This is a genomic window from Streptomyces sp. NBC_01408, from assembly GCF_026340255.1.
In the GTDB taxonomy this organism is placed as follows: Bacteria; Actinomycetota; Actinomycetes; order Streptomycetales; family Streptomycetaceae; genus Streptomyces.
In genome coordinates, this window is the sequence record NZ_JAPEPJ010000001.1 from 4,525,015 (window position 1) to 4,537,737 (window position 12,723).

The 12,723-nt window shown below is 70.6% G+C and carries 3 protein-coding genes; 1 reads left to right on the forward strand and 2 read right to left on the reverse strand.

Annotated elements, in window-relative coordinates; all coding sequences use genetic code 11:
• Positions 1-200: 200 nt before the first annotated feature.
• On the forward strand, positions 201-7,550 hold the full coding sequence (locus OG447_RS20630; protein WP_266938304.1) for a LamG-like jellyroll fold domain-containing protein: 7,350 nt from the start codon (positions 201-203) through the stop codon (positions 7,548-7,550).
• A 77-nt stretch (positions 7,551-7,627) separates the two neighbouring features.
• Here the strand turns inward: OG447_RS20630 and OG447_RS20635 are convergent, their stop codons facing one another.
• The gene (locus OG447_RS20635; protein ID WP_323181800.1) at positions 7,628-8,005 is read right to left on the reverse strand and encodes an FKBP-type peptidyl-prolyl cis-trans isomerase; all 378 of its coding nucleotides are present in this window, start codon (positions 8,003-8,005) and stop codon (positions 7,628-7,630) included.
• Between the two features lie 592 nt (positions 8,006-8,597).
• Positions 8,598-12,683 (reverse strand): CHAT domain-containing protein, encoded by a 4,086-nt coding sequence (locus OG447_RS20640; protein WP_266938306.1) that lies wholly within the window; start codon positions 12,681-12,683, stop codon positions 8,598-8,600.
• Between the last annotated feature and the right edge of the window lie 40 nt (positions 12,684-12,723).

Here is a 12,723-nt window from a genome sequence, read left to right on the forward strand (position 1 = left end):
AGCCGGTGCAGGGTTTGCGGCCCGCGCGCCGACGCGGCCGTCGATGTTGCAATTCCGGACATCCTGGCGCATTCCGCTGCTTGACGTCGCACGGACCGCGGTCAATCGTGTGATCACTGCGCCCGCCGGGGGCAAGGAGGCGGCGCAGGTCAGCGGGGCCTTATCGGCTCGTCCACCGCATCGATCACCCAGGAGACGTCTTGTCCGTCGAGCAGCATCTGTTAAAGGTCTACAGCGACCGCTCTTACGTTCTCACCACCACGGTGCGTCACCAGGGCACGACCGTTGCCCTGGCCATGGACGACCAGCGGCGCCTGTTCTACGCCGTCCTGGACCTGGCGCGGCACGACGAGACCAAGGGCGAACTCGACGCCGCCTACTGGTCGGACAACCCCCTCCCGCTCCCATTCCCGGGCGAGATCACCGACGTGGGGTTCGCGGCCGTCGGCGCCACCGCCCTGCCGACCGTCAAACGCGGAGGCAGGATCGAGGCCGCCGAGGGCGAGCGGCTGGAGGCGGACGAGGTGGACCCGTTCCTGTCCACCACGGCGAGGCTGACCGCCCTCGCACCCTTCCACGCCCTGTCCGACGGCACCCACATCGTCGTGCTGCGCCAGTCGGTCGACGCCGGGCATCCCGATGCCGTCCACAAACTGGCCGACGGTTCCTCCTCCGGGGACGCCGCCCGTACGGACTACGTACTGGACCGTGACGGTGCGAAGACCCCCCTCGTCGCGGACACCCTGCTGTGCGACCGGTTCCTCCTCGTCGGCGGTGAGTTGAAGCCCGTGCTGGAGGCCCGCTACCGGCGCAGCCGTCACAAGGACCGCCCCGACTCGGCAAAGGACAGCCTGGGCACCGCGGACATGGAGGGACGCCCCTTCCGCGAGCCCACCCAGGAACTGTCCTTCGTGAGGAACCTCTCCGGCGGGCGCTTCACCGCCCTGCTCGTACCGACCGCCGTGCACGGCCGGCAGCGCTGGCAGCTCTTCGCCCACAACGACGCCACGGACCGCATCGACTCCTTCAACATCGAGCAGGGCCAGGGCGGCCTGTTCAACCTCCAGGGGACCCAGGCCTGGACCAGCCCCGACGCCGCATACCGCGACGCGGTGTACGAGAGCGGCCCGGGCACCTGCCCGTTCACCGGACAGCCGCTGGTTCCCGTCGTCAGCACCGAGGGCCACGCGGAGACGGCCCTGGCCTTCGGCGAGGGCGACGCCCACGTCCGCGTACCCGACGTCCCGGAGCTCGCCGACGGCGACTTCACCGTCGAGTTCTGGGCCAGGCGCACCGCGACGGGCCGCGAGGAGTTCCTCGTCGGCCACGGCGATCCGAAGGGAGCCGACCGCAGGTCCCTGCACCTCGGCTTCCGCGACGACGACACCTTCGCGTTCGCGTTCTACGCCGACGACCTCGTCACGGCCACACCGACCACGGACACCGACTGGCACCACTGGGCGTGCGTGTACGAGCGTGCCACGCGCAGGCAGACGGCCTACCGCGACGGCGCGGAGATCGGCAGCCGCACCGCCACCGCCCACTACACGGGCACCGGGCCGCTACTGCTGGGCAAGGCCCTGTGGTTCGCCAGTGCCCGCACCGAGCTCGACGAGGTCCGCGTCTGGAGCCGGGCCCGCACCGCCGACGAACTGAGGCGCGACCGGCACGTCCGCCTCATCGGCAACGACCCCGGCCTCGCCGCCTACTACCGCTTCGACGAGGGCTCCGGCACCCGCCTGCACGACCAGAGCGACCACGCCCGCCACGGAGAACTCCTCGGCGGACCGGCCTGGGTGACCTCGTCGGCTCCGCTCGGCGACCACCCGGGGGTACGCCGCGACAGCTTCGCCGTCACCGGCCGTACCGTCGTCTCCGGCCTGTCCGCCGTGCTCTACCACCAGCAGGAGGAAACCGCCGTCGGCTACGGGCAGCAGCCCAAGCCCGGCAAGCGCCAGGCCCGCGTCCTGCTGTCCTGCGCCACCTCGGGCCCCGACCCGAAGACCGGCGCCGTGAGCGAGGAGGCGTACGTAGCCACCGTCGACTTCGCCGTCGGCCGGGACGGCCGCCTCGCGCAGGTCCCGGACGAGCTGGCACTTCCGGTGCTCGCCGCACCCGACGCCAGCACGGACGTCGAGGCCATCAGCGAGCTGGAGACCCAGGTCCGCGACGTGGTCCGGGACATCGCGGCCAAGGAGACCGAGGCCGCCGCGCTCACCCGGCAGACCGCAGACGTAGCGGAACTGGAGCGACTCCGCGGGCAGTTCCACACCCGCTCCCAGGACTGGACGGGCTGGACGATGCGACTGCGCCTCAAGCAGACCCGCGACGGCAAGCCGCAGTACCTCGCGGTCAAGGGCGACGGGCACGGCGACTACCCGCCGGTGATCCGGACCTCCGACAAGAACGCGAAGTCGGCGCTGTGGACCATCGTGATGCCGCCCGGTTCCGGCTGGAACGGCTCCATGCTCCACCACCTGAGCAACGTGCACACCGGCAAGGACCTCAACGTCTTGGGCGATAGCCAGGACAACGACACCCCGCTCATCGTCTACCCCCGCCAGCCCGGAGCCTGGAACACCCTGTTCGGCATCTACGAGCAGCCCGACGGCCACGTCATCCTGATCAACCGGCACAGCGAGAAGACGGTCTGCGCCCCCGACCGGCTCGGCGACGGCGTCGTCCAGTACGACTCCGCCGCCGTGGCCGCCGGTGGCGCGGGGCTGATCACCCTGGAGCGGGTCGCCCTCCACGACGGCGGGCACCCCGACATCCGGGACGCCGGCAAGCGCGTAGAGGCCCTCGACGCCCAGCTCGCCGAGCTGCGCCCCCAGCGGGAGCTGCTCGTCACCCGGCAGCGCGAGATCGCCGCCCTGCAAGCCGGGCTGACGGCCGCGCGCGAGGAGCTCGCACGGCTGACCGGCGGCCTGAAGGGCGCCGACGACATCGCGCTGCCCATGCCGCGGCTCTTCCTCGACCGCACCGGGCTGAGCTGCTCCGGCGCCCTGCTGGCCTTCGCCCGCTCCGCGGACCGGCCGTACCTGCTGGACAGCGCCACCGGGAACGTCGTGCTCTACTTCCGGGGCGCCAACGGGCAGTTCTTCGCCACCTACTACGACACCCACGTGACCCGCTCCAGCCGACAGCTCGCGGGCCCCGAGGGCACGGCGCTCACCTTCGTCCCGCGTGACGCCGGCACCGACCTCGACGGTGTGGCCATCCGGATCATGGACGTCGGGGACGCCGGTCTGTGCGAGCTCACCGTCGAACGCGGGGACGAGAGCGAGATCTGGCGGCGGTTGCCGCGCCGAGCCGCCGACTTCGCCGCCGCCGTCAACGGCACGGCAGGCCAGGCGTACGACTACGCGCGGCAGGCAGAGAGCAGCCGCCCCGGCGTGCCGCTGTCGGCCGGCTCCCGGCTCCTCGCCGTCGACCCGGGCCGGATCAGGGAGGTACCGCTCGGATTGGTGCCCGACCTCGCCGCCGGACACGGTCCCCGCTGGCGCGCGGACAAGCCCGGCCGGGCGTACGCCTTCGACGGCCGGGGCACCTTCGCGTCCTTGCCCGAAGACCAGCTGGAGCGGGCCGCGGTGACCCACGACCTGACCGTGGAAGCCTGGGTCAGCCCCGAACGGGTGGCGGGCGCGGCCCGCGTGGTCCATGCCCGCACCGGCGACGTACCGTACTCCCTCGCGCTGCTCGCCCCGGCCGCCGCGACGGTCCCCGCGCTGGCCTTCGACGCCGTGAGCGACGGGGCCAGGACCGAGCACGGCTTCAGCCTCGCCGGCCAGGACTTCACGGTGGAGTTCTGGGCGAGGCGCCCGAAGGGCGATCAGAACCGCCACCAGTTCTTCATCGGTCACGGATCGGGGTCCGCCCCGGGCACCTTCCTGCACATCGGCTTCCGCGACTCCGGCGCCTTCACGTTCGGGTTCTGGCACGACGACGCCAACACCAACTACGGCTACCGGGACACCGACTGGCACCACTGGGCCTGCGTCTACGACACGGCCACCCGCGAGCAGGTGATCTACCGTGACGGGGTCGAGGAGGCCAGGCGCGTCGCGGGGGGCCACTACCAGGGCAACGGCCAGTTCACCTTCGGTCGCAGCGTGGACGGGGAGATGGACGAGGTCCGGCTGTGGGGCACCGCCCGCAGCGCGGCCGAGATCCGGGAGCTGAAGAACCGCCGACTGACGGGCAAGGAACCGGGCCTGAAGGGCTACTGGCCCTACGCCGGCCAGGACGTCCAGGTGGCCGGCAAACCGGGCGTCCTGGACCGTTCCGGCAACGGGCGGCACGTCCACCTCCAAGCCGGCGTCACCACCACGGCCGCGCCCCCCGCCCTGGAGCAGCCCGAGGACACCGGCTACCGCGTCGTCGCGGGCGTCGGCAGTACCCTCGTCGCCACCCGGGCCGCCTTCGCTCCGCACGAGTGGTCCCACCTGGCCGCCGCCTACGAGCAGTCGTGGGCCGTCGAGCTGGCCGACGGCGCGTACCTGGAGGTGCCCGACGACGACGGCCTCGACATCGCCGACGACCTGACCGTCGAGGTGTTCTGCCGCGTGGACGCCCTCGGCGCCACCCAGGGTCTGCTTTCCAAGGGCCGGGCGGCGGACGGGTCCGGCGGCAGCGTCCCGTACCGGCTGCTCGTCCTGCCCGACGGAAAGCTGGAGTTCGCCTTCGAGGAGCCCGACGGCCGGCTCGTGCGCTCCACCTCCACCGAGGCCGTCCGAGCCGGGGCCTTCCACCGCCTCGCCGTCGTCCGCAAGGGTGGCCGGTCCATGCAGGAGCACAAGGGCAGCAAGGAGATCCAGGCCACCGGCGCGGACGGCAAGCCCGTCACGCAGACCGTGGAGCTCGTGGAGTCCGTCGACGTCCAGGAGTGGCAGGACATCCGCTTCTTCATCGACGGCCGCGAAGCCGGAACCGCCCGCTACGAGGGCCCCGGCGCCCAGGGCACCACCGGCACTCTCGACATCGGCCGGGCCCGGGACGGCCTGCGGACGCACACCTTCACCGGAGTGGTCTCCGAGGTACGGCTGTGGGGCACGGCACGCGACGCCGCCCGGCTCGGCACTCCGGTGTCCGCGCGCGACCGCGGGCTGAGCGCGCACTGGCGGTTCGAAGAGAACGCGGGCAACACCGCGGCGGACGCCACTGGTTCGCACGCGGCCCGGCTGCGCGGCGCCCGATGGACCCGCAATCCCGACCCGCGCGGCAGCGCCCTGCGCCTGTACCGCAACGGCGTCTCCGTGGCCTGCGACCCGCTCGACTCGGCGGACCTCGCCGACTACGGCGACGTCCAGTTCTCTCTCGGCGCCCGGCGCAAGGGCGGCACGGCCGACCAGGCCTTCCACGGTGTCCTCGAGGAGGTGCGGATCTGGCGCACCGCCCGCACCCAGGAGCAGATCCTGGACAACCTCTTCACCCGGCTCAGGGGCGAGAAGGAGGACCTGATCGCCTACTGGTCGTTCGACCGGGCCTCCACCGACGGGACGTCGCCGCTCGTCCGGGACGAGGGCCTGCGCGGCAACCATCTGACGCTGGGGGAGGGACCCGCCCGCCCCGCCACCGTCCTGTCCACAGCCCCCGTCTCCAGCGACACCGCCCAGGTCCGCTCCGCCCTGGCCGCCATGCGCACCCCATTCCACGAGACGGTCACCGGCGCACCGGCCGTCACCGAGTACGCCGACATGCAGTACACCACCAAGGGCGAGGCCTTCGGGGTGCTCAAGCGGGCGTACGGATACCTGAACGGCGGCCGCTGGCACCTGGTCACCGGCTACAAGGTGGGTGACCTGGTCAGCGAGTGGGTCAGCCAGGTGCAGTTCGACCCGCAGCTGGTCGGCTACGTGGAGGGCGCCCCGCCCGTGCCGTCGGAGAACCTCACGCCGGGAACGGTCGACCCCGACCGCGCGACCTACGACGGTGTTGCGTCGGTGGAGTTCAAGGAGGCCGAGGACGTCGTCCACTCACTGTCATCGGCCAAGGAGCGCAGCGTCGACGCCGCCTTCTCCTTCGCCCTCTCCAACGAGGTCGACGTCGACATGTGGATGATCACCGCTCCGCTCGGCTTCGGCGTCGCCAAGTCCCTCGCCAAGGCCAGGGTGTCGGCGGGCGTGCGCGGCAGCCTGGAGTTCTCCAACAGCTGGGCCGACGAAACGGCCGTCTCCCAGGGCGAGAACACCGCACGCGCGATGAAGGTCGACCTGTCCGGCAGCTGGGAGGACCCGCTCCAGCCCCTCAACCCCGCGCTCGGCCGCCGCTACATCCCCGTGAACACCGGATTCGCCGTCGTGCAGTCGCAGACCGCCGACGTCTTCGCGCTGCGCCTCGCGCACTCCGGTGCCCTCGTCGCGTACCGCATCCAGCCCAACCCGGACATCCCCAAGGACTGGAACGTCGTCCCCTTCCCCCTCAACCCCCGCTACACCAAGCAGGGCACCCTCGACGGCACCGTCGGCTACGACGAGCGCGGCAAGGTCCTCGACCCCGACTACACCGGCGCCCGGGACCACGGCGAGTACAGCTACTACAAGCCCCGCGAGGCGTACGCCGTCAAACGGCGCATCCAGCGCGAACAGCAGCGGCTGCGCGGCTACTACGAGTCGGTCTCCACCGACACCCACACCCCCGACCCCACCGCCGAACGGGCGGGCCGGGTGCTGGGCAACGCGATCGGCGGCGACACCACACCGGGCACGGGGCGGGGGAGTGCCGACACCGCCGCAGGCTCGACCGGTGCCGGCTTCTCCCGCCGTGACCTGGTCAACACCTACGTCTGGACGGCGGACGGCGGGTTCTTCGCCGAGACGACGGAGACGACCGACGCCGTCACCGAGACGACCGCCGGCTCGTACTCGCTCTCCGGGTCGGCGGGGACCTCCGTCGGCACCTCGTTCGACGTGATGGGCGTGGGCGTGAGCGCCCAGCTCGACGCGTCAGCCGGCGGCGGGATGTCCGTGACGCGGGCGCGTGGCAAGGAGGCGACGCGCTCCTTCGGGCTGAACGTCGTCTGCTCGCCGTCCGGCAACCTCCAGCAGTACGACGCGGGCCGCAAGCCCGTCTTCGACGCCCAGGGGCGGCCGGTCAACGCGCCGGGGAAGGTCGACGCGTACCGGTTCCTCAGCTTCTACCTCGGCGAGGACACCGAGCACTTCGACACCTTCTTCCACAAGGTCGTCGACCCGGCCTGGCTGGAGAACGGCACCGACCCCAACGCGGCAGCCCTGCGCCAGGCCCGCCAGTCGGACCGCAAGCCGCCGTGCTGGCGGGTCATGCACCGCGTCACCTTCGTCAGCCGGCTCCTGCCGCCGGTCCCGGCCGCCGGGGCCGCACCGCTGGAGCGGGCGATGCACCGCCTGGACGTGGAGAGCAACTACGAGCTGGTCCGCCGCCTCGACCCGTACGTCAAGGGTGCGGCCACATCACTGCCCGAGCTCTCCGGGGCCGTGCGCACCGCCCTCGCCACCCACTTGCCGGAACTGACCCCGCACGCGGACCACGTCACCGGCTTCCTCGCGCAGTACTACGGCGTGGAGCACTGACCACGCCGGTGCCCGGGCCGGGAGACCTCCCGGCCCGGGCACCACCACTCCCGCGGATCAGGAGAAGCAGGCCTTCCTCAGACTACGGAGAGCAGGTCCACCACGAAGACGAGCGTGGAACCCGCCGGGATCAACGGCGAGGGGGACTGGTTGCCGTAGCCGAGGCGCGGGGGAACGATGATCTCGCGCCGACCGCCGACCTTCATCCCCCTGAGTCCCCGGTCCCAGCCCTTGATGACCCTGCCGCCACCCACGGCGAACTTGAACGGCTGGCCCCGGTCCCAGGAGGCGTCGAACTCCGTTCCGGACTCGAAGGTGACCCCGACGTAGTGAACCCGGACAACCCTGCCCGGCTTCGCCTCAGGCCCGTCCCCGACGACGATGTCCCGGATTGTCAGCTCCTGCGGAGCATCACCCTCCGGAAGTTCGATCTCGGGCTTCGTCAGTTCACTCATCGCAGCCTCATTACTCTCCACCGGAATCCCTCGTACGGACCAGCCGGGCGCATGGTCACTCCATGCAGTAGATGGTCACGCTACCGAGAACGTACGACCGCTACATCGGTGCGATCTCGCCGAGGACGACGAGGACACCTCGCCCTGGTCGAGCAGTCCGTTGATCGGTGAGGCCAGCGGTTCGCTGATCTACTGCTCCATGAGATCCGCCATGGACGGTTCAACGAACGATCACGCCATGAGAAGGGAAGTCTTAGAAGAAGCCGAGCTTCTTCGGGGAGGGGGGCCGTGACTGGCCCGGATCTCGGTTCTGCGGGGAACGCGGAGCGGCACTGTGCGCGGCCGTGGGGTGGTTCAAGTAGATGTGCCCGTTCATGCGGATCGGGGCATCGCCTCGTAGCCGGCAGGAAGCCCCCGGCCGAGTTCGTCCTCCAGACGGCGCCATGCGGCGGATCGGAGAAGCGGTTCTCAGGCTGGGGCTTGGCCGACCGACGCCATCGCGCTCGAGCCGTTCGGTCGGCTCGTGCCCGCCTGCGGTCAGCGCCCCGCGTTCCAAAGCCCACCGCGACCTCCTGCGCCATTGGAGGCGCGGTCACGCTCCAGCGTGGAGGTAGGCCGCCCATAGGAGCGGCGTCCTCGTCCGGTCGCATCCAGCGGGCAGGTCCTGGCCGTCACGCATGCTGCGTACGGCCCGGTGCAAAGCCTCCGCAGAGCGATTCGGGTCCATGGTTTTGGTTGTGGTGCTCAAGGCGGTGTAGAAGGCCTCAGCTGTGCTGACGGCGATCTGGTCGTCGATCTCCCACAGAGTGCCGATCACGTGGGGGAACCCGGCGAGCTGGAAGGCGGAAGTGAGGTGGATGGCTTCATCGAGCAGCTCGGTTCGGTCGATGGCCGCAGTGCGGCAGGCGGAGAGGTAGGCCAGTTGGGCGTGCTGCAGGGCGATGGGAGCGAGGCTGGCGACGGTGAACGGGTCGTCGGCGTGGTCGTGGAGCAGCATCCGGCTTTTCGACGGGTCGGAGGCGTCGCTGTCGCCGTGGCATGCGAAGTGCACGATCTCGCACTCGGGCAGGTGCGTCAGCACGTTCGCCTTGGTCGGTGTGCTGACGGTCGGCTCCCGAAGGGGGGAGGAGGGGGCGGGCTCTTGCAGCAGCACGGAGTGCGGCAGGAGGGAATGGAGCATGGCCGCTTCGGCGTCGGCGAATTCCAAGCGGCCGTCGTCGGGCAGGCCAGGCGTGGTGGGCATGGAGACGATCAAGGCGCGTTCGGGGCGGTGGCGGTCAGCCCCCGTCCGGGAGGAATTCTCTCGGGCGTGGCGCAGCGCGCGCACGGTGGGGGTGTAGGAGGAGATCACACGGTCCATGACCGTACGGGGGTGTGGTGCGTTGGGGTAGTCCGTGTGGTAGCCGGCAGCATGGAGGGGTAGCAGCCCCAGCAGCCCGCCGGGCGCCCACCAGACACGAGGCAGGTGCTTGTCACCGACCGCTGCCGTGCGGAGTGCAGCCCGCTGTTCGAGTTCGGCCAGGACCGGACCGGCAGCGGCGTCCCAAAGCCACTCCAGGTGCTCGACCATGATGCTCTGAGCCAGGCGCCGCTGCGCTTTGTCCTTGCCCACCGCAGCCATGTCCTGTGCTTGGCGGAAAGAATCGGCTCGTTCCCGCACCGTGGCCGCCGCAAGGTCGGGGAGCTCCCGATGGGCAATACCGTCGCTCGTGAGCAGCAGGGCGTCGCTGCGATGGTCGCTGACGTTGAACACGACCACCGGCCCTTGGGAGGCTTCCTTGAGGAGTTCCGCGGTGGTGGGTGGCAGTGCGAAGGAGGTGAAGCCATCGAGTCCGCGGATCTCGTCCAGCGTTGCGTTGAAGTCTTCCGCGAGCCGGTGTCGGTCTCCGTTCCCGTGGAACGGCCCTTCGCCGACGGGGTCCGGGGGATGGTTGAGCCGGTCGCGCAGCTGGGCGAACCGGCGGGCGAGCCGGGGGTGGTGCCGGCTCAGGTCGGTGAGATCGCTACGGACGTCCAGCGCCTGACTGATCAGGATGGAGCGTCCTGCCTCAAGCAGCTGCAGTGCCCTGGCCGCGCGGTCGCACGCGGTCCCCTGAGGCGAGGCGAGGGCCAGTGCGGCGGCGTCGGCGGCCAGTCCCGCGAAACCTCCGAGCACATGTTGCTGATCGGTTCGCTCCAGATGAAGCGGCGTCAGCCGGGGCAACAGCCGTACCGCCGCCTCCGCCGCCTCCGCCGCCTCCGCCGCCTCCGCCGCCTCCGCCGCCTCCGCCGCCTCCGACGCCCGCCCGGCGTCCGCCTCGGCCAGAAGAGTGGCTCTTGCCCATGCCGAGCGGATGCGGTGTGCCGGCACCGCCGTCTCGATCTTCGACGCCTCTGCCCAGGCGAGCACCGCCGCGTCCAGGTCCGTCTTCGTCCCGGTGCGCTCAAACCGGAGGTGCAGGGCGTTAGCCAGGCCGGACAATATGGGGGTGCGGTGGGGATGCCCGGAAGGGACGGTTCGCACCGCTTCTCGCAGGTGGTCGATGGCGCCGTTCGCATCGGCAAGGGTCTGACTAGCCCCGAACCGGGCTCTCAGCGCGTTACCCGAATTGGACAGGTACATCGCGCGGTTGGGATGGTCCGCGGGGGTGGTGTCCACCGCCTCGCGCCCCGCTGCGATGGCGTCGTCCAGATCCATGAGAACGCCTGTGTGCTCGAAGCGAGCGTGCAGGGCGGTGCCCAGGTTGGACAGGCGGCCGGCCCGGTTGAGATGGCTGTGAGGGGTGGCTCGCACCGCGTCACGTCCCGCGTCGACGGCGGCGTCGAGATCGGCCATCTCACCGGTTCTGTCGAATCTGGCCCGCAGCGCGGTGCTGAGGTTCGACAGGTAGTAGCCGGCGTGTTCGGGATGGGGAGGCAGGGCCCGCGCCGCCTCGTGCAGGACGCCGATTGCGCCGTCTAGGTCGGTCAGTGCGCCCGTTCTTTCGAATCTGGCCCGCAGCGCGCTGCCCAGGTTGGACAGGCAGGCACCGTGCTCGGTGCGGTCGGCCGGTGTGGCCCGTACCGCGTCATACAGCGTGTCGATGGCGGTGTTCAGGTCGGCCAGGTTGCCAGTTCGCTCGAACCTGGCCTGCAACGCCGCCCCCAGGTTGGACAGGCGAGCTCCGCGCTTCGGGTGGCTCACGGGAGTGGCCCGCAGCGCCTCCAGCATCACCTCGACGGTGGCGTCGACGTCGGCCGGAGCACCGCCTCGTCCAAATCGGGCCCATAGCACGCCGCCCACGGCGCCCAGCATCGTCCCGCCGTCAGAGCGAAAGGCGGTCGTTGTCCTTACAGCCTCGTGCAGCATGTCAACGGCGCTGTCCAGATCTGCCGAGCCGCCCGGCAACGAGGACCGGGCCTGTAGCCCGGCGGCCAGGGTGGACAGCCTGCTCCCCCATTGTGGATCGTCCGTCGGGGTGGCGTGCACGGCATCCCGCAGAGGGCCGATGGCGGCGTCGAGGTCGGTTACCTCTCCCGTGTATTCGTATCGGGTTCGCAGGGCTACTGCCAGGTTGGACAGACACATCGCCCGGTCGGTGCTGCTGACGGCGGCTGCCTGCACCGCGGCTCCTTCCGCCGCGATCGCGGTATTCAGGTCCGCAATATTCTGTGTCTGCTTGAACCGCTCCACCAATGCGCGCCCCAGATTCGCCAGATACTTGGCGAGCCGAGGGTGTTCGAAGGGCGTGGAGCTCACCGCCTCCCGCAGATGGCGGATGGCGGTGTCGAGGTCGGCCCCAGCTCCAAGGCGTTCGAACCGGGTCTGGAGTGAGACTGCCAGGTTCGACAGGCACATGGCTCGGTCGGGGTGGTGGGCGGGGGTGGACCGCACCGCTTCCCCTCCCGTGTCGATCGCAGCGTCCAGGTCCGCGATGTCCCCGGTCCGCCCGAACCGGAGTTGCAGCGCCCCGCCGAGGTTGGACAGCATCGTCGTACGGGTGGCCTCGCCGGCGGGTGTGGCTCGTACCGCTTCGCTCAGGTGGTCGATGGCAGCATCGAGGTCGGAGGGGGCTCCGGTCCGTCCGTACCGGGCTTGCAGCGCGGCTCCCAGGTTGGACAGCGTCACTGCGCGTTCCGGATGGGCGACGGGAGTGTTTCGCACCGCCTCGCGCAGGTGACCGATCGCGTCGTCGAGATCCCCCGGTGCGCCGTCGCACTCGAACCTGACCTGGAGTGCAGCGCCCAGGTTGGTCAGACGGCGTGCGTGATACGGGTCGTCGGCCGGAGTGGCCCGCACCATGCGCTCCCACAGTTCCGCGGTGTTCTGAACCAGTTCCCGCCGGGGAGAGGTACGCGCCTCGTGGAGAGCCCGGAGAGCGTAGGGCGCTGCCGCAGTCGCGAGGTGGGGCAGTAACGGATCGGGCAGATCATCGATGCCGACCATGAAACAGGCGGTCAACGCCTGGACAGCGACAGCCAGGTCTGCCTGCCCTTCACCAGCGGGCAGCGCTTGATAGCGGAACCAGTGGAACCAGCCCAGCAAGTACTGGGGCTCCAGGTCGCTTTCGCCCTCGATCGCCTGAGCGAGCTTCCGCGCTTCGCGCACCGCCCGCGGTTCCAGAACGGGAGACAGGTCGCGTGTCTCATTGATCCGCTGCAACAACGCCCTGACCGCCACGAGCGACTTCTCGCGCCTCGAGCCCCCCAGTCCGCTCACATCATGTGATGGTAGTCGCACAATCTGTGGGTAGGACGGG